This window comes from Microcoleus sp. N3A4, from assembly GCF_036701805.1.
GTDB lineage: Bacteria > Cyanobacteriota > Cyanobacteriia > Cyanobacteriales > Microcoleaceae > Microcoleus.
The window spans coordinates 1-19,328 of the sequence record NZ_JAUBRJ010000105.1; the positions used below are offsets into that span (position 1 = coordinate 1).

Below are 19,328 nucleotides of genomic sequence, written 5' to 3' on the forward strand. Positions count from 1 at the left end.
TCTAAAATTTTGATCTTTCCACGACTTAAGTACGTGGCAGCGTATCCGTTTTTGGGCTGGGTCAATGCTTCAATTCTCAAATCTAAAATCTAAAATCTAAAATCTAAAATCGATTGATCCGCTGGATTGGGATCAAAACCGTCAAGCGAGAGTAGACCCGGGGTCAGGGCAAAAATGCGCTCATTCGCTGCTGCCAGTAACTCTTCTAGGGCTTCGCAGATCGAATTCAGTAAAAAAATATATTTTGGTATCTGCCTTTAGATACATTTTGAATCTTTCTTTAGGTATACTTTGTTAAAAGGAGTTGCGGTAGAGCCTGCGTCAGCTACGCTAGGGCAGAGCCTGGTAGCGGCTACTGTTTTTACTCTTAGTAGTGGTTTAAAAATATCAAAGCCAGTGCCAATCATGAATCATTTAGAACTCGAACAAGAAATTGGGAAGATGGCTAGAGCGATGATGACTCGCAATAGCTTAATTGGTAAAGACTTGATTGCGGATCTCAGAGGGCGGCTGTCTGTTGACAGTGTAGCTGCTTTGATGATTGTCAGTATTGAACGTTTGATTTGGTCTGACTGCGAGTCGGTGATCTGGAGTTTGAGTTATTTGATTCCTGCTGACGTGATGGAAGAAATTCGCCGGATTACTGCGCTGGTTGTTTGCCAGCGGTTGATGGGCAAGGGTTTTGTGCTGGGGAAGGATTTTAGTATTGATGCTGCAGGCAGGTTGCTGTTGAGCGAGAATGCTCAAACAGCGGTTGTGGTTGCTTGAATTGGGCAAGCAGAAGTTGGAGCGATCGCACTATGAGATTTGCAGTTGGACTTTGGGCGCCCCAGCACTATTTGTGTAACTGCAAACTTAATTCGGGATGCGGTAATAGTTGCTTGATTCAGGCAGATTTAAGATTCGCAGCAGTTCTAAAAAGCGATGAGTGCGGTTAGCTGAAAGAGCATTTTACGAGAGGAAAATAGTTATTTTCGATTGCCAATTGTTGAGTTTGTTAATAGCAATCTGTACGGGCGATCGCCATGTATCAAAATTTTCAGATTTTTAGTGGAATTACCGTTTAACTTCGGCTATTGTTTCATATAAAATCATTCTTAAGATAGATGCGAAGTATTATGAACTTAATTCAAAACTTGGAAGCCGCTTGGTATTACCATCTGGGTTCACGCCACCTCGAAGCTAACGATCATAATGGTGCTCTGGCTAACTTTAACAGAGCTGTGAAGTTGCAATCGGATCATTATAAGGCTTGGTTCGGGCGAGGTATGGCTTTGGGGAACTTAGAACGGCACTTAGAGGCCTTGAAAAGTTTTGATGAGGCCTTGGTGCTGCAGCCGAATGTAAGCTTTGGCTGGCACAATCGGGCTATTGCTTTAGGAAAGTTGGGCCGCTGCTTGGAGGCGCTCAACAGTTTTGACAGGGCTCTGGAGTTCAACCCGTGCGCGGCGAGTATTTGGCACAACCGGGGACTGACGCTGATCGATATGGGGCTTTACGATAAGGCGGTTCTGAGTTTCGATCGCTCTTTAAATTTGCAGCCGGATGTTGGTGGGGTGTGGTACAACCGAGGTAATGCTCTGTTGGAACTCAAGCTTTACTATCTGGCGCTCAACAGTTTTGACAGGGCGATCGAGTTTAACCCTGACGACGCGAAGGCTTGGTACAATCGGGGTCTAGCTGCGAACTCAATGGGACTTTACAAACAAGCAGTAGCCAGTTTTAGCCGATCGATCGCTCTGAAACCGGGCAGAGCCGAAGCTGTGGGCGAACGGAGGGTGGCTTTGGCGAAATTAGTAGGTTTAAATCAGAGAAATGCCAAGTTCAATTCCCAATCAGAATCTCACTTTGAGGATTATTTGATTTGGTACAACCGGGGTGTGGAATTGGCGCGAAAAGGCTGCTACTCGGAGGCGATTGCTTGCTACGAAACTACTGTAGAAATAAATCCTGATTTTGCTAATGCTTTTTACAATAAAGCTTGCTGTTATGCGCTACTGGGATTTGCTGATTTGGCCCTTGACAATTTGCAGCGGGCTGTGGATTTTATCCCTAATTTATATCGAGAGCTAGCTTTAGCTGACTCGGATTTAAGCTGCATTTGGAAACAAGAACGTTTTGAAGCGCTGATCCAAGGTTGATTTTACGCAAAAAACAGCTCGCCGATCGGGCGAGCTTTGGTGCTTGGGCGGCGCAAATTCGATCGCCCGACAGTATTTTTGCCATCTTTGCTATTGCACAGAAACTTTGATGGAGGGCTTGACCGGCCTCTTTGCAACTACCATCACCCGGTAGATGCCGGATTCGGGGAGTTGAGCAAAAGTTTGACCTTCGCCTTGATCTAGGAGTTGTCCCGACGGAGATTCGATCGCCAGATCGACATTTTTGTTGCTAGAAGTTACCCTGATTGTCTGTCCCTGTTTGCCTTTAACCGTGATGGGCTGGATTTGGTAACCGGACATTTTGAGTTTGACTGTGGCTTCTTTTTCCCTGAATGCTATGGGAATTGGGCGATCGGGCCTATAAGTCCACTTGGCGTTAAAGTCGCGTCCGAGTACAAAGCTGCTGGTTTCACCTTTAGGGATCACTCGCACGCGGTAGATGCCGGACTCTGGCAACTGCCCCACCCACTGATTGTCGGTTTTTTCAATAACCCCCATATTTTCACCATTGGGACTGTAAAGTTCGGCTTTCAGTTGTCCCGCCCACAGCGAGAGAGTAAGTTCTCGCCCTTTGATGCCTTCAAAAATATAGGTGGTGGGTTGGTTGATGGTTTCTCTAATTTCCGAAGTTGACATTCGCTCGATGGGTTCGAGCTTTGGAACTGTGGCAGATATAGCGGGTTTGTTAACGGTTTCTGTAATTTCCGAGGCAGCCATCCGCTCGCTAGGTGCAATTTTGGGGGCTACTGGGCTAGCAAATACTGATTTTGCCGTCATCATAAGTAGCATTCCAGCCAGTAAAATTAGTTTTTTCATGTCGCACTTCCGAGGGGGGTAAGGAGTTGTATATGGTTACTTGTGTTTGCCTGTTTTCACCGGATCAAATCTGGCGATCGGCTACAGCAGCATAGAGGATACACATAAATATCTCGTACTTGCACAAAACCTGCTGGTAGCAGATTGGTAGTGCGGGAGCTAAGTAGTAGCCTCAGTTTTTCGGGACATTTCAATGATACTGCTGACAGCATAATATCATCAGAGAATATTAGTAATTTGGTCGAGGAAAATTAAAGCTTTTTCCTAGGATCTTGCTAAAAAAATGCCCCCACCCAAAAAACTCGGTGTCTGGGATTCTCGCTCTACCTTGCTAGTAGAAAACTGCTAGCACCCTCACGGGGTGAGGCCCCTAGTGTTACTTAGTTTTTGACGATCGACTAATTATCAGTCCTGGACGCACACGCTCTACCTGTAGGGTGCGGACTGCACACCTTACCACTTGTAATGGCGGGTGCCGGTTAGTATCTCTGAGACAAACAAGTTTACCGGGGCACTCACCCGCGATCGCACGCGAGGTTAATTTGTACTACGAACCTGACAGGATTTTTAGGTAAGCTTGTACTGTGTTGGACAAGCCCATGTCTAGAGCTTCCGCAATTAAAGCATGACCGATCGATACTTCTAGTATATCAGGAATCGAGCAAAATTTAGCTAAATTTTGCAAATTTAAATCATGTCCGGCATTCACTCCCAAACCTGCTGATTGAGCGGCTTTAGCTGCTAAGAAATATTGTTGAAAAACAGATTCTACTTTACCTTCGCGAAAAGCAGTTGCGTAGGGTTCCGTGTACAATTCTACTCTGTCTGCTCCAACTTCTTTTGCTAGCGGCATGAGAGCAGCATCTGCGTCCATAAACAGGCTGACTCTGATCCCGTTGTCTTTTAGTTTTTCAATAATTGGTAAGAGCCGATCGCGATTTTGGGGAATATTCCAACCGCTATCCGATGTTAGCACGTCGGGAGCGTCTGGGACTAAGGTACACTGAGCAGGTTTTACGTCGCAAACTATATCCATAAATGGCGGCTGAAACGGATTTCCTTCGATGTTGAACTCGACGGTTAGCATTTTGGCTAATTCGTAAACATCGGCAGCTTTGATGTGCCTTTCGTCGGGGCGGGGATGGACGGTAACGCCGTGGGCTCCGGCGGCAATTACTGTTTTTGCGGCTTCAGTAACGCTGGGAATGCCGATGTTTCGAGAGTTTCTGAGGAGGGCGATTCTGTTGATGTTGACGCTGAGTTTTGTCACGGGATGTTACTCTTTAAGGTTGATGCTACTATATTAATCGCTTTCACGAAACCTTTAGCGCCTTACGGTACTGTTAGGACATTCTTATATTAATTCAACAAAGTCTTGCTACAGTCCTCTATTTTTACTAATTAATTATTAAAAATTGCATATCCCCGTAGGAAACGGCAGGGAGCCTCCCATTTTTGCTTTCATATCATGGACGGTTGCATCAGAATAATATATTTGGATGATATAAGCTGTTCGGCATTTAAAAGACGATTGTAAGGTGCGTCAGATAAGAAAGCGTTTCCCATGTCTAGTAAGTGTTCGCTTCTGACGCACCCTACCTGGATCGTTAGTGGTTTAAATGCGTAACAGCTTAGCGCGCGAGCGTCCATAGCGAACGGCTAGATCGCGAGCGAGACGCTCGCACTCCTAAAAAACACTTTTTACCAAATGGGGATGCTCCCAAACGGCACTGCCATGTCCATGATTCCCGCGCCGTAAACGGCACTGCCCTGTCCCTACAGATATCGTTTTTCATAATTGGTATTAGAGGAAAATTTAGCTTCTGCAAGCGGTAAGGTTTCTGCAAAAAAAGCCTCGGCTATTTGTTGTTTTTCTGCCAAATCTTCAAGAGTTGCGATGCAAAAAAGGGGTGCGACGCGATCGACTATTTTTGGCGGAAAATCTCGGCTAAAATATTTGAGTTCAAAGTCGTATCTGTGGGGACGGTAAATCATGCCCAGCAGTTCTACTAAGGGTAGAAGCGTCCAATGGTGATAGTTGCCGATCGCATCTACTAAATGTCCGCGATAAATCTCTTTTTTTACCAGAGGTTGCAGCAAATCAAAACGGATTTTAATTTCGTTGAATCTGGATCGCATTTGGGAAAAATGCTTGTTTGTATCCAAATGAGGCGGTACAATTAAATTAGCTTTGTCAAAGGCGATCGGGACTTGTCCGTGTCTCTCTATTTCCAGAAATTCGTTGCGGCTGCTGCGCCGGAAAACCGCAAAATCAATTAGCAAGAACGGCGGGGTTTCTTTAAGCCGCCAGAAGCACTGCGACTGACCGTGCCAAGCGGGTTCGGGAACTCGATATTTGAGTTCGATTTCGCCAATTTCGGCGAGGGCTTTTTCCACAATATCAAAGGTTTGTTGCACGCAGTTATCTTCAACCACAACGGCAATATCGAGGTCTGACCACTCGTCGGTGTATCCGTGGGCTGCTGAACCTCCTTGCCATAAAGCGAGAATAAAATCTAAAGGTTGTAAGGTTGAAACAATCTTTTCGAGAATGATTTTTCTCATGGAATCAAGCTAAACTCTTACTTTTGATTGTAGCGCCAATTCTGTAAAGGCAGTTGCCAGCAAAGCGCCAATAAAATTCCTGGACGCACGGGTAGTCAGAAACCGGGTTTTTTACCGAATCTGTGGACTACAACCCGTCTTTTCGTAAAAAACCCGGTTTCTCGGCCCCAATGCGTCCAGGACTATAACTATTAAAAGTGCTATCCGATTTGGCCGAGGGTTGAGTCTTGAGGCCCGGCCATGAAGATAGAAGTTCTGACGTTAATTTTTGACGGATCTGTGCTCATAATGACGCCTACAGCATCACCGCAGGAACAGAGGATGGCAGTGTCGGTAATCCCGTCTTTGTTGACATCAACGGCAGCGAGACTGATGCTGTCCATCCCTGATGTGCCTTTAAGGTAAGCAATTTTGATGGTGTCGCCTTGGCTGGGGTTGAAATCGAGAATTCGATCGGAAAAAGCTGCACCAGCGGTAAATGTATCGCCGCGCAAAATAAATTGATCTGCACCTTCTCCTCCCATTAAGAAGTCGGCCCCAGCATCGCCGATCAACATATCATTGCCCGCACCTCCGATCAGCATATCACTGCCCGATCCGCCTCGGAGTACGTCATCTCCCGCTCCGCCCAGCAGGTAGTCGTCTCCTTGATTGCCCATAATTATATCATTGCCCTCACCGCCGTCGATCAGGTCGTTGCCTTGTCCGCCCTGAAACATATCGTCGCCGCCAGCGCCAAACATTGTATCGTTACCGGCGTTGCCGTTAGCGGTATCGTTGCCCTGAGTGCCGACGATTTGATCGTTGCCTCCCAAACCGCGAATTCCTCCTAATTGTGGTGCATCTGAGGCTTGAATTTCTATGAGGTTATCGCCATTATCTGCATCCACAAAGCGATTTTCTTTGGCTCCTCGATCCGCACTACTCATGACAGTAGATAAGCTTTTAAGTTGGTTGGCATCGCTAATGACATTTGCGTCGCCAAAGTCGTTGACGTTAACAGTAATAGGGATATTTGTCAGCGTGTCAAAGTTGAGTGAGTCGGTGACTCTTGATTTGACCGAGTTGCCCAGCAAAACATCTGGTACTTGGACGCTATCTCCCATTAGTTCGCGGTTCATCGTACTGCTAAAGTGCTTGCCAATGGCACTTAAATCTTCTGCATCTGGGCCTACAGTTTGACCGCTTGGTGTTTGTAGAACGATACCGGGGGCAACGGTGAGGTAATTCGCACCTGTTAAGTTGTCTGCACCAGTTTTGCTTTTGTCGATACTTTTCCGCAGAGTATCGGGAATCATATTCCCGATGTGAGAAGCTCTGAGTGTCCCGGAATTGGATTCTGTTGTGCCTGCCATTTAGTTTGTATATCTTTGAGATTAGGTTTGCTCATATAAGATAAACATAAAAAAGTTGATATTTCCCTGGGTTACGTAATTTCAATCAATGATGACTGCTTAAATAAGTTTTACGCTCTGTCTTTTGACAGAGGTGATACAATCTAAAAAAAAGTAAGTTTTACGCTCTGTCTTTTGACAAAAATAACTAGAAGCTTTATAATATTTTGTTTGTTTAAAATGCGGGAATTAAGCAGAAACCGGGGTTGTGAAAAAAAGAATCTGTATTTGATTGTAGGGTGTTGTGCAGCACCTACTTTTTACTAATTATTACAGCGCCGTCCGCACCTGAGTTTTTACTAATTATTGTTGGGTGCCGGGAGTGCAAAAGCTGGATAATATCTATGAGATTTGCAACTAGCTAAAACTAAATTTATGGTTGTAAAAATTTTATAACCTATTGTGGGCGGGCGCTCGGCGCATCAAAAATGCAATGTCAAGATGCCTGACATCCGATCGCCCGCGTATTCCGGCAAAATCGCCCGCGATTGAAAATCAGTCTTAAGTTTTCAGAATCAGAAACTTGCCCGCCGTCCGGTAACATGAGAAAGGATTAATTTTTAACAGCGCGGCATGGCAACTATTTGGGAACTCGACTTTTACAGCCGTCCGATCCTAGACGAGCGAGAGAAAAAAAAATGGGAAGTGCTGATCTGCGAAAGCCCGCTGAATGTAAGCGACAAGGCCGAATCTCTGTTTCGCTACTCGCAATTCTGCCCCAGTTCAACCGTGAATTCCCTGTGGCTGGCTGCCGCAATTAAAGAGGCGATCGCCGCAGCACCGAAACCACCCGAAAAAATCCGCTTTTTCCGCCGCCAAATGGCGAACATGATTACCAAAGCCTGCGAGGAGTTGGACATTCCCGCCGCCTCCAGTCGCCGCACCCTAGCCCTCAGCCTGTGGCTGGAAGAACGGATGCAAAACGTTTATCCCGCCGAACCGGGCTATAAAGCCGCTCCGAACCCGAGCGTTCAATTTGTACCCGAAACGCCAGTTGCGCTGCCGGACGCTTTAATCGGCGAAAAATGGGCGTTTGTCAGTTTGCCGATCGCAGCTTTTGACGAAATGTCCGAGTGGGATATCGGATTTGGCGAAGCTTTCGGGCTGCCGATGACAAACCTGGGCCCGGAAACGCAAATTCCGGGACTGATTATCTACTCGTCGAGAGCAGCAGCCCTGGCAGGTTGGATGTCGGGTTTGGAGTTGGCTTTTCTCAAATTTGAGAGCGGCCCGCCCCCTAGGCTGGTATTAGATACGGGAGCTAACGATCGCTGGATTTTAGCTAATCTCAGAGACGCAGCAACTGAGAGAGAAGCGAAAGGATTTGAAGCCGCGAAAAAGCAAGCAAAAAAAGTACATTTCTTAGCAATTCAGTCGAATCCCGAATCGGAATCTTTTGCAGGATTTTGGCTGCTGCACGAACTAAATATTTAGTCAGTTGTTAGTAGTCAGTTGTTAGTTGTTAGTAGTCAGTTGTTAGTTGTTAGTAGGCAGTAGTCAGTTGTTAGTAGTCAGTTGTTAGTTGTTAGTAGCAGTTAATAATCTACCGTTATTTAGTCTAGAGTTAACAGCTAGATTGACTAATAACTAATAACTCATATAGCGGTTCTCAAATAATTGAGGTATGCTCTTCAGTCCAAGGCCCGCGAGGCCTATGCTCTACGAGCATCTCATGTTACTGAGAAAGGCTATAACTGACAACTGCCAACTGACAACTGCCAACTGCCAACTAACAACTGACAACTGCCAACTGACAACTGCCAACTGCCAACTGCCAACTGACTAATTACCAAGCACCGACAACAATGACCAATGACCAATCAGCAGAACAACTGCTAGAACTAGCCACCAAAGCAGGTGCAGAAGCTGCTGAGGTATTGGAATCGCAATCGCTCTCGCGGCCGGTCTTTTTTGAAGCAAACCGCCTCAAACAGCTAGAAACCGCCCAAGCAGAAGGTATTGCTCTGCGGCTGTGGCGGGACGGGCGGCCGGGTTTGGCGGTGGCCTACGGGCCCGTGGAACCGCAAATTTTGGTGGACAGGGCGATCGCGCTTTCGCAACTCAACGAACCGGAAACCATCGAACTCGGCACCGGTGAGAAAGTTGTTTATCCCGATCGCGGAGTGTCGGTGCCGGCCCAACAGCTAGTAAACTGGGGAAAAGAGGCGATCGCGATCGTCCGCGAAGCCTATCCCGAAAGCCTCTGCACCGCCGAACTCGACTGCGAAATCGAAAGCACCCGCTTGCTGAACACCAGAGGCTTGGATTCCAGTCACACCGACACCACCCTCAGCGGTTACTTGTCAGCAGAATTAGTGCGGGGAGAAGATTTCCTCAACATTTGGGAAGGCGAAACCCAACGCGGCACCCTCGACTTAAACACCAGCGCCAAGCGGGTTTTGCAGCGTTTGGAATGGGCGAAAGACAATGTTGCTCCCGCCACGGGCCGCGTGCCGGTGTTATTTACAGCCAAAGCCGCCGACTTGCTGTGGGGGACTGTCTGTGCCGCGTTGAACGGCAAACAGGTACTCGAAGGCGCTTCGCCTTGGAGCGATCGATTGGGCCAACAAGTGACATCGCCGCTTGTCACCCTCTCGCAGCAGCCGGATATCGGGCCCTATAGCTGTCCCTTTGACGACGAAGGTACTCCCACTCGGGCGATCGTCTTTATCAACAGCGGAGTGTTGCAGCTATTTTATACCGATCGCACGACCGGTCGAGCCTTGGGCAGCGGCACCACCGGCAACGGATTTCGCCCGGGTTTGGGCAGCTATCCCACGCCGAGTTTGTTCAATGTTTTGATTAAACCAGGAGAGCGATCGCTAATCAATTTAATCGCTCAATTAGACGACGGAATTGTAGTCGATCAAATGCTCGGCGGCAGTGCCGGAATTTCCGGCGATTTTTCAATAAACGTCGATCTCGGCTACCGAGTCAAACAAGGTCAAATAGTCGGCCGAATCAAAGATACAATGGTAGCCGGCAACGTCTACAGCGTCCTCAAACAATTGGTTGAATTGGGAGGAGACTCCGAGTGGAACGGTTCTTGCCACACACCGTCTGTAATTGTAGAGGGATTGTCCGTCATCGGCAAGAATTAAAGTCAGTTGTTAGTTGTCAGTTGTCAGTTGTTAGTTGTCAGTTGTTAGTTGTTAGTTGTTAGTTGTTAGTTGTTAGTTGTTAGTTGTTAGTTGTCAGTTGTTAGTTGTTAGTTGTCAGTTGTTAGTTGTTAGTTGTCAGTTGTTAGTTGTTAGTTGTTAGTTGTTAGTTGTTATAGCAATCCTCGCATCAGTCGCCTCTCTCGAGCGAGACCAGAATCCTTGCAGTGCGAGCCAGAAAGCTCGCGTATCATGCAAGCAAATCATTTAGGATTGCTATAGTTGTTAGTTGTCATCAGTTAACAGTCAACAGTCAACAGTTAACAGTCAACAGTCAACAGTCAACAGTCAACAGTCAACAGTCAACAGCCAACAGCCAACAGTCAACAGTCACCAATTCCCAATCCCCACAAATAATATGCGTATTTGTTTTATAGGCGATTCTTTTGTAAACGGTACTGGCGATCCAAAATGTCTCGGTTGGACAGGACGGATTTGCGCGGCCGCTTGCGGACAAGGACACGATATTACCTACTACAATTTAGGAATAAGGGGAGAAACCAGTGCCGATATAAAAACTCGCTGGTTCAGCGAAGTTTCTTGCCGCTTACCTCACTACTGCGACGGCAGAATAGTATTTTCCTTTGGCGTCAACGACTCTTACCTAGAAAACGAAAAAATTCGCATAGAAGTTGAGAAATCAATTGAAAATGCCCGAGATATTCTCACATCAGCCAAAGAAATATTTCCAGTATTAATGATAGGGCCGCCACCAGTTATCGATGCCGATCGCACAAGCCGGATTGCCAACTTATCCGAACAGTTTTCCCAAGTTTGCAGCGAATTAGAAGTGCCTTATCTAGATGTTTGCACGCCGCTGCAAACATCAGAAATTTGGCAAAAAGAACTTACCGAAAACGATGGAGCCCATCCCCGCGCCGCCGGTTACGCTGAATTAGCTAAAATAGTTCACAATTGGGACGGTTGGAAAGCTTGGTTTAAAAATATCAATATATCAGATGGAGAGACAGTAACGCTGTTCCGAGCCGTCGGAAAAAAAGAAATGGAACTGATCGAAGAAAGCGATTTTATGGCATTTCCGCCGCGACTGTCTTTTCAGCCTATTTTTTATCCCGTACTCCACAAAGCCTATGCTATACAAATTGCACGAGATTGGAATACAAGAGATGCAGCCTCGGGATATTTCGGCTATGTAACTCAGTTTCGAGTTTTGGCTGAATTCTTAAAAAAATATCCTGTCCAAACTGTCGGCAGTTCGATTCATCAAGAATATTGGATTCCGGCAGAAGAATTGGTAGAATTTAATCGCAATATTGTCGGAAAAATTGAAATTTTTGCTGAATATCAACCGTAGAATAGAAGCAATGAAAGAGGTTAAATTTTAATCAATTTGAATTTATAACTTTTGACTGCTACGGCCCTCTCATAGATTGGGAAAGCGGAATACTGCCAGCCTTGAGACAATTGCTGTCAAGTCGCGAGATAGATTTGGCTAAATCGCAGCCACGAGAAAACAGGATTTGGGGCGATACTGCCGACCTGCAGCTAGCCTGATTTAGAAGTGCCGGATTTGAAAACACTGGTGGAGGCTATAGGGTAAAAAAATCGCAGATTGATATCAAATCCGGTAGCATCGGAATTACAGCAGATTTCAGGTAAGTATCGAAGAATTTTTTGCTAAAGTTTGATCGAGCAGACAATTCTCAGGTAATCAACGCTATTTATGCCGTATATTACTATCCCTAAACAATTTAGGGAACCTTCCAGGGTCATCGAAGCTCAACTTTTTTTACGGCCGAAACGCCTCGCTATTTTTGAAGCTTGTCTGATCGGCTTAGTGGCCGGGTTAGCTGGCGTTTTACTCAAATTAGGAGTCGGATGGCTCGGCAGTTGGCGAGTTGCTACATCGACGATAATTCCCGCTTGGATTTTACTTCCGACTGTCGGTTTATTAGGCGGGTTCCTAACAGGTTTTTTCGTTGAGCGTTTTGCTCCCGAAACTGCCGGCAGCGGCATTCCTCACGTCAAAGCTGCTCTCGGCGGAGTCAATCTTTCCTTAGATTTGCGAGTAGCTGTCGCCAAACTTCTGACTACTATTTTAGCAGTTGGTTCCGGTTTAACTTTAGGAAGGCAAGGCCCGACTGTGCAAATAGGAGCATCTTTGGCCGGCTGGATCGGTCACTTGATGCCTACTTCCCCAGATTACCGCCGACAATTGATTGCTTGCGGTGCTGCGGCAGGATTGGCTGCTGGTTTCAATGCTCCGATTGCAGGAGTTTTGTTTGTAGTTGAAGAACTCCTGCACGACGTTTCGGGATTGACTTTAGGGACTGCAATTATCGCTTCATTTATCGGTGCAGTTGTCTCGCAGCTTTTGGGCGGCGATAGTTTAAGTTTGAACCTTCGCGCGTACCACACCAGTTTTGATGCTCAGGAAATCCCGTTTTATATACTGTTAGGAGTTTTAGCGGGATTGCTGGGAGCTTTGTTCACGAAAGGGATTATGGCTAGCTTGCAATTTAACAGGCGATCGCTCAAATTAGCTTTGCCCGCGCGAATGGCTCTAGCTGGCATAATCTGCGGTTCAGTAATAGCTTTTCTCCCAGAAACTTTCCGCAACAGTACGGGTTTGCGGGAGTTTTTGCTGACCGGTGAAGCAAGTGGCATAACGAGTTTAATTGCTTTTATAGCTCACTTTTTTCTGACAATTATTTCCGCTGCTTCTGGAGCTCCGGGAGGATTGTTTTCCCCTGCGCTAGTTCTCGGTTCTGCACTCGGTCACATGGTGGGCATTGTGCAGGCAGATTCCCTGGGCGTCGGTTTGCCGGTAACTTACGCTTTGGCGGGAATGGGAGCGTTTTTTTGCGCGGTTTCTAGAGCGCCCATTACTGCGGTAGTTATTGTGTTTGAAATTACGGCGGATTTCAAATTAGTGCTGCCTTTGATGATCTGTTCTGTAGTGGCTTATTTAGTCGCGGAAAAGGTGGACAGTGGCTCTTTGTACGATCGCCTTTTGGAGTTTAGCGGCATTCAACTGACGCAGGCAAAAGCTGCGAGCAATACTTTGAGCGACTTGCACGCAGATGATGTGATGCAGTGCCGAGTTGAAACTCTTTCGAGTTTGCTGACTTTCGATGAAGTGATGCAGGCATTTTCGCGATCGCACCACCGAGGATTTCCAGTAGTTGAAGATGGCAAATTAGTCGGAATTGTCAGTCAAACCGATTTGGCAAATGCCAGCGATCGCAATTTGTCCGGCAACTCGCTGCTCAAAGAATTTATGACTGTACAGCCGATCGCAGTCAAAGCAAGCGATACTTTAAGCGAGGTATTGTACAGGCTCAACAACTACAATATCAGCCGCTTGCCAGTCATAGAAGGCCGCCGTTTGGTGGGAATTATTACGCGCAGCGACATTATCCGAGTTGAATCCGATCGCCTCAGCGGAGAAACAACCCAGGGCCCGCATCCAGAACCTTCCTATGTTGTCTATCAAACCAAAGCTCCGCAAGTCGGAAACGGCCGCTTATTAGTGCCGCTAAGCAACCCCCAAACAGCACCCGCTTTGCTGCGGCTGGCTGCGGCGATCGCGCGCGATCGCAATTACGAATTAGAATGCCTGCAAATCATTATAGTACCGCGCAACAGTTCCCCCTCAGAAACCGCAGTGCGGACAACCAAAAGCCGCCGCCTGCTGCAACAAGCCGAACGAATAATTCGCAATTTGAACTTGCCGGCACACACCCAAATACGGGTAGCTCATGACGTGCCTAACGCGATTTTGGAGACAATTAAGGAGCGGCATATCGATTTAATTTTGATGGGATGGCAAGGCGAAACATCCACCACAGGACGCATTTTTGGCGATGTGGTAGATACCGTAATTCGGCAAGCCGGCTGCGAGGTTATTTTAGTGAAATGGAGCGAAAAAATATTAGCAACCCGCAAGAAAAATGAGTTTTCGGCTACTTTTAGCGGTCGGAAATATGCGTCTGTAGAATGGCAGTTAAATGCCGAAGGAGTTGACGGCGCAGATAATCCCACATTGGCGATCGCCTCAGATTCACCAGCGACTTCTGAGACTGAATTTTCCCCGCCGAATTCAGACATTCCAGCCCCAGAATTGGGACTGCACACGCTGATGGGTTTGCACCGCTGGTTGGTGCCAATTCGCGGCGGTTACAAGCAAGCTGCGGCTTTGCGGCTGCTACCTGCTTTGGTGGCTGCGAGTGCTGTACCGGAGATTAAATTGTGTCAGGTTCACCAGCCTTCTGGTGCAGAACCCGATCGCCGCGAATTAAAGCAAGCAGCGGAGTTTATTCAGCGCAGGGTTAGCTGTTCGATAATAGCGACTTCGGTTTGCGCTAAATCGGTTTCTGATGCTTTAATTGATTTGGCTCAGAACGATCGGTGCGATGCGATCGTCCTGGGAGCTAGCCGCGAAGGGCTGCTGAAGCAGGTGATTCAGGGGAACATTCCCGAAGCTGTGGCGCGCGGGTGCGACTGTACAGTCATTTTAGTGCGATCGGCTTCTTAGTCATTAGTTATTAGTCATTAGTCATTAGTTATTAGTTATTAGTTATTAGTTATTAGTTATTAATAATTAATTATTAATTATTAATTATTAGTCTTGTTCCCTGGCTCTGCCGGGGAATACATACCCGGAGGCTCTGCCTCCAATTCCCCATTCCCCATTCCCCATTACCAATTCCCCATTCCCCATTCCCATTCCCCATTCCCCATAAATATGGTTCATTTTAACGTAGGATTTCAACACTTCAACTCTTTTGCTGACATTACCCTGTCCCTGGCAAAAACTTTAGACCGAATGGGAATTCCTATTTCTGTCGAACCCTCACAAATTGCCTCTCACGTCACCCGCAACTCCACAGCAGAAGAAAACCACCTGCTAGCGAAGTGGATGAACACCGCACCCTCAGATTTATTTCATATAAAATGGTCTCATTACTGGAAACCTTATTTTTTAAAAGAACTCAACGGACATCTCAACTTAGAACTTTTTGCTATCAATTACGAATTCGCCCAAAACGCTGATGATTATGATTACTGGATTTACGATGCTGTCAATAACTTATCCCACAAACTAGCCGTAAGTCAATATTCTAAAAACGTTTTAATCAAAGCTGGATGTCCTGCGACCAACGTATCAGTCATGCCTCTAGGTTTCAATCCTTTAATCTCCCAACTCTATTTTCCCAGACCGCAAAAAACCCAAAAAGATGTAAAATATATTCTGCACATGACCAATTCTTATGATTTTTATAGATTTGGAACGGATCTCGCCATTCAAGCTTTTTGTGAAGAATTTAAAGATGATGCCAACGTAGAGTTAATTATCAAAGATGGCGGCAAAACTCCTGATGTCATAGTCGAACATCTCGTAAATATAGAAAAAAAGTTCGGTAAATTCAAGTCAAAAGTTCAGGTAAAGCCTAAATTTTGTACTAAAGCAGAACTAGCTGATTTATACTTGTCAGCAGATGCTTTTTTAGCTCCCTTTCGCGGCGAGGGTTTTGCGATTAAAATTTTGGATGCCTTTGCTGCGGGTTTACCCGTCGCTATGACTATGTACGGCGGCCCGACTGAGTACGCCAATACCGCTAACTGCTATCCCATTGCTTACGATCTAATTCCCGTAGGAGAGTGTTACGATACTCAGTATCTGAAAATTAGAAATTCTCCTCATTGGGCAGAACCAAATGTTCAGTCTGTTCGCGAGCAGTTGCGAAAAATTGTTGAAGATCCGATGCGTTTTCAGGTAGCTCAAAAAGCTAGAGAGACGGCGGATTTATTTAATTGGGAAGCTGCGGCTCAAAAATTGCTAAGATTAATGCGAGAGTTGTTTTAGGAGCGCAAATTATGGGACTCGAACGCAAAATGTTTAGGGGAATGTTTTCACCTAGCGAAGTGGTACAATTAAAACAGCCTTGTTTTACTCCCGGACGATTGTTTGAGCCTGGAAAATATAACGCTGCCGATTTGCCGGATGTCGCTTTTGATATGGGTTTGGTAGACCATTTGCCGCCAGTCAAAGGCAAAAGTTCAGAAAATCTCAACCCTCAGAACCCACAAGCTCAAAACCTTCAGGACTAAACTCCCGTTTGTAGTAAGGACTTCAGTCCTGAAAATCCCCGTTTGTAGTAAGGACTTTAGTCCTGAAAATTCAAATAATCAAAGACTCAAGTCCTGACTGCAAAAAAGATAAAGCCAATTTAACCATTTTGCTCTATCTGGGCAATTAACTCTTTCAAAACTTTACTAGCTTTATCATTCTCAATCTGACAAGTTCCGGCATTCTGGTGTCCGCCGCCGCCATATCTTAACATTAACTCCCCAATATTAGTTTTAGAAGTTTTGTTAAAGATTGACTTACCAACTGCGAAAACAGTATTTTGTTGTTTCAGTCCCCAGAGTGCGTGAATCGATATATTGCACTCTGGGAACAAAGCATAAAGTACAAAACGATTCCCCGCATAAATTACATCTTCGTTGCGTAAATCCAAAACAACTAAATTATCATAAACTGTGGCGCAACGCTGTATTTGCTCTTTAAATTTTGCTTCTTGATCGAAGTAGAGGTCTACTCTTTCTTTTACATCAGGAAGCTGCAAAATTTCCTCAATGGTATGATTTTTGCAGTAATCGATTAACTGCATCATTAACTGATAATTGGAAACCGTAAATTCTTTAAACCTTCCCAACCCGGTTCTGGCGTCCATTATGAAGTTTAACAGCACCCATTCTTGTGGATGCAGAACCTCTTCTTTGGCAAATTGAGCTGAATCTGATTTGTCAACTGCCGCCATCATCGCCTCGGAAATATCAGGAAACTTTGCTCGGCCTCCATAATATTTGTACAGCACCCTAGCTGCGGAAGCTGCATAGGGGTCGATGATGTGGTTGATTTTGATTTTCTCGTGTCTGAGAGTTTCGCTGAAATGGTGATCGAAAGCTAGATAAACTCCCTCAACATAGGGTAAATTGGTGCTAATATCGTTATTTGTTATTTCGATTTTTCCATCCTGCATATCTTTAGGATGCACGAATTTAATCTCGTCGATCATATCGAGTTCTTTGAGCAAAACGGCACAGACAAGACCGTCGAAATCGCTGCGGGTGACTAATCTGTATTTTTGAGTGAGTGGCATATGCTTCGGTGATGCGGAGGAACTGATCACCAGCTAATATAACGTATTACCCGATCGCTTTCCAATATGAACGCAGACCCTTACGCTTGGATAGAGAAGGCCCTCGACACTGTTCGCCGCGCTCACTGGTATCGATCGCCACAATCGATCGAAAGTTGCCCCGGGCCTGTGGTAAAGTTAGCAGACCAGAGGCTGATTAACTTTGCCAGCAACGATTATCTGGGACTTGCCGGCGATGACAGGTTAATTCAAGCGGCTATAGCTGCAACTAAGGAATTTGGTACGGGTGCGACGGGTTCGAGGTTACTAAGCGGACACCGCGATTTGCACCGACAGCTAGAATTGGCTATTGCTAATTTAAAACAAACTGAAGATGCTTTAGTATTCAGTTCGGGATATTTAGCCAATTTAGGGGCGATCGCATCCCTTGTCGGCAAGCGCGATTTGATATTATCTGACAAGTACAACCATTCGAGCCTGAAAAACGGAGCCGCACTCAGCGGTGCAACTTCCCTAGAGTACAGTCACTGCAATCTTGAGGATTTAACGGCCAAGCTAGAGCAAAATCGCGGGAGATACCGCAAGTGTTTAATTATTACCGATAGCGTCTTTAGCATGGATGGGGACTTGTGTCCGCTGCCGCAGTTGTTAGCTTTGGCCGGACAATTCAACTGTATGGTATTAGTAGATGAAGCTCACGCTACAGGAGTTTTCGGCGCTAGCGGTGCTGGTTGTGCAGAACATTTCGGGTGTACGGGATTGCCGCTAATTCAAGTTGGCACGCTCAGCAAAGCTTTGGGAAGTTTGGGCGGCTACGTTGCCGGTTCTGCTGCTTTAATTGATTTTCTCCGCAATCGAGCTGCGAGTTGGATTTATACTACAGCATTGACGCCTGCTGACACGGCGGCTGCTTTGGAAGCTGTGAGAATTGTACAGCAAGAACCAGAACGCCGAGTTCGGTTGCGACAAAATATCGAAACTTTCAAATATTGCGCGATTACCAATCGCCAATTACCCATTACCAATTCCCTGTCCCCAATTTTCAGTTTTCCGTTAAAAGATGCAGCCTCCGCTTTAACAGTTGGCAGCAAACTCAAGGAGATGGGTATTTTTGCTCCGGCGATTCGGCCTCCGACTGTAAGCGTAAGCCGAATTCGGATTTCGCTGATGGCAACTCACGAGCTCGCACACCTTCAGCAGTTGGTAGAGGCGCTGGAGCAAGTTTTGAGTTTTGAGTAAATGTTGGGTTCGCAGTGCCTGCCTTACCCTTTGAGTAAATGTTCGGGGATAGGGATAATTGCTACTTCAGGCTTCAGCCTTCAGCAGCTCTAGCTTTCAGCCTTTTTTTGTCAAGATATCACTATTGACTTATGGCCAATATTATACAGTAGTTGGGTCGATCGGTCAACAACTGTAAATTTTTTGTAAATTTAGATACTTTTTGAAATTTAGCGCTATATTAGAGAAGTAGCAGGTACACCAAATTTAATATAAGGAACGTCCACCATGAACACAAATCGTCAAAACGTAAAAAAAGTAGCAGAAACCCACCGCGCTAACATTCACAAGCAACTGATGCACCGCATAGAAGTAGCGAGGTCGAGTGGCAACCAAGATTTGGTTCGGGTGCTTGAAGAGGAAATGAGACAGCTTTAAAAAAGCTGCAACTAGAATTTCCCCGTAGTTTGCTTGAGAGGGTTGTGCGAGAAATGCAGAATTCCGGCAACCGCTACCTGTTAAGTTTTGACTCCTCTCTTAGTTGGTAGAAAAAAAACCCGGTTTCTTCAAGAAACCGGGTTTTTTATTTAGAAGGAATCCCCAACAATAGTGATATTATTTTGGTGGCTAGCAAGAAGCGCTGCACGCGGGCTGCTAGCCACCCCGTCCTTATCAGGGATTGAAAAAAGGGCAGTGTTACAGGCTGTTGCAAACCACCTAAAGCCCTATCAGGGATCACACTAGATGCAGTGGCAAAGAAACGGCGATCGCCAGATTTTTAACGCTGTATATAGCGTTTGCAAATTCAACCCACATTCCGCACCCCCAACTGGCACATAGGGGGATTGAGGGAGTAAAAGTGAATCATCCAAGACAAAAATGAGT

At 46.0% G+C, this 19,328-nt stretch carries 16 protein-coding genes; 10 read left to right on the forward strand and 6 right to left on the reverse strand.

All coding sequences use genetic code 11. The features are described from left to right. The first annotated feature begins 405 nt into the window (after window positions 1–405). Window positions 406–768, forward strand: a complete 363-nt coding sequence (locus QUA56_RS33955; protein WP_333367608.1) for a hypothetical protein — start codon at window positions 406–408, stop codon at window positions 766–768. Window positions 769–1,118: 350 nt separating this feature from the next. Next, window positions 1,119–2,141 carry a tetratricopeptide repeat protein gene (locus QUA56_RS33960; RefSeq protein WP_333367611.1) on the forward strand — a complete coding sequence of 341 codons (1,023 nt, stop codon included), beginning with the start codon at window positions 1,119–1,121 and terminating at the stop codon, window positions 2,139–2,141. Window positions 2,142–2,231: 90 nt separating this feature from the next. Here the strand turns inward: QUA56_RS33960 and QUA56_RS33965 are convergent, their stop codons facing one another. The 4 genes from QUA56_RS33965 to QUA56_RS33980 form a co-directional block, all read right to left on the reverse strand. After that, window positions 2,232–2,978, reverse strand: a complete 747-nt coding sequence (locus tag QUA56_RS33965; protein WP_333367614.1) for a hypothetical protein — start codon at window positions 2,976–2,978, stop codon at window positions 2,232–2,234. Between the two features lie 547 nt (window positions 2,979–3,525). After that, window positions 3,526–4,248, reverse strand: coding sequence for a pyridoxine 5'-phosphate synthase (locus QUA56_RS33970; RefSeq protein ID WP_333367617.1), 723 nt, complete (start codon window positions 4,246–4,248; stop codon window positions 3,526–3,528). 506 nt (window positions 4,249–4,754) lie between these two features. After that, window positions 4,755–5,543, reverse strand: coding sequence for a nucleotidyltransferase domain-containing protein (locus tag QUA56_RS33975; RefSeq protein WP_333367620.1), 789 nt, complete (start codon window positions 5,541–5,543; stop codon window positions 4,755–4,757). Between the two features lie 200 nt (window positions 5,544–5,743). Further along, window positions 5,744–6,898, reverse strand: a complete 1,155-nt coding sequence (locus QUA56_RS33980; protein WP_333367623.1) for a hypothetical protein — start codon at window positions 6,896–6,898, stop codon at window positions 5,744–5,746. 612 nt (window positions 6,899–7,510) lie between these two features. Between QUA56_RS33980 and QUA56_RS33985 the strand changes: the two genes are divergently transcribed. The 4 genes from QUA56_RS33985 to QUA56_RS34000 all read left to right on the forward strand — a co-directional run bounded on the left by QUA56_RS33985 (window position 7,511) and on the right by QUA56_RS34000 (window position 14,593). Further along, a complete protein-coding gene (locus QUA56_RS33985) occupies window positions 7,511–8,371 on the forward strand; it encodes a Tab2/Atab2 family RNA-binding protein (protein WP_333367626.1) in 861 nt (286 codons plus the stop codon). Between the two features lie 371 nt (window positions 8,372–8,742). Further along, window positions 8,743–10,038: a TldD/PmbA family protein gene (locus QUA56_RS33990; protein ID WP_333367627.1), complete on the forward strand. Its 1,296-nt coding sequence runs from the start codon at window positions 8,743–8,745 to the stop codon at window positions 10,036–10,038. Window positions 10,039–10,324: 286 nt separating this feature from the next. Then, the gene (locus QUA56_RS33995; protein WP_333367630.1) at window positions 10,325–11,410 is read left to right on the forward strand and encodes a GDSL-type esterase/lipase family protein; all 1,086 of its coding nucleotides are present in this window, start codon (window positions 10,325–10,327) and stop codon (window positions 11,408–11,410) included. 369 nt (window positions 11,411–11,779) lie between these two features. Continuing rightward, entirely contained in the window at window positions 11,780–14,593 is a 2,814-nt protein-coding gene (locus QUA56_RS34000) for a chloride channel protein (protein ID WP_333367633.1), read from the forward strand. An 87-nt stretch (window positions 14,594–14,680) separates the two neighbouring features. Here the strand turns inward: QUA56_RS34000 and QUA56_RS34005 are convergent, their stop codons facing one another. Further along, window positions 14,681–14,812 (reverse strand): hypothetical protein, encoded by a 132-nt coding sequence (locus QUA56_RS34005; RefSeq protein ID WP_333367636.1) that lies wholly within the window; start codon window positions 14,810–14,812, stop codon window positions 14,681–14,683. Here QUA56_RS34005 and QUA56_RS34010 point away from each other — a divergent pair. Both QUA56_RS34010 and QUA56_RS34015 read left to right on the forward strand, forming a co-directional pair. Continuing rightward, the gene (locus tag QUA56_RS34010) at window positions 14,804–15,925 is read left to right on the forward strand and encodes a glycosyltransferase family 4 protein (RefSeq protein WP_333367639.1); all 1,122 of its coding nucleotides are present in this window, start codon (window positions 14,804–14,806) and stop codon (window positions 15,923–15,925) included. The genes QUA56_RS34005 and QUA56_RS34010 overlap by 9 nt on opposite strands. An 11-nt stretch (window positions 15,926–15,936) precedes the next feature. Beyond that, on the forward strand, window positions 15,937–16,170 hold the full coding sequence (locus QUA56_RS34015) for a hypothetical protein (protein WP_333367641.1): 234 nt from the start codon (window positions 15,937–15,939) through the stop codon (window positions 16,168–16,170). A gap of 119 nt (window positions 16,171–16,289) precedes the next feature. Here the strand turns inward: QUA56_RS34015 and QUA56_RS34020 are convergent, their stop codons facing one another. Then, entirely contained in the window at window positions 16,290–17,225 is a 936-nt protein-coding gene (locus tag QUA56_RS34020) for an exopolyphosphatase (protein WP_333367644.1), read from the reverse strand. A gap of 66 nt (window positions 17,226–17,291) precedes the next feature. Here QUA56_RS34020 and bioF point away from each other — a divergent pair, with 66 nt between their 5' ends. Together bioF and pirA are read left to right on the forward strand one after the other, a co-directional pair. Continuing rightward, a complete protein-coding gene (gene bioF, locus QUA56_RS34025) occupies window positions 17,292–18,464 on the forward strand; it encodes an 8-amino-7-oxononanoate synthase (RefSeq protein ID WP_333367647.1) in 1,173 nt (390 codons plus the stop codon). Between the two features lie 267 nt (window positions 18,465–18,731). Further along, on the forward strand, window positions 18,732–18,881 hold the full coding sequence (pirA, locus tag QUA56_RS34030) for an arginine synthesis PII-interacting regulator PirA (protein ID WP_172185012.1): 150 nt from the start codon (window positions 18,732–18,734) through the stop codon (window positions 18,879–18,881). Window positions 18,882–19,328 lie beyond the last annotated feature (447 nt).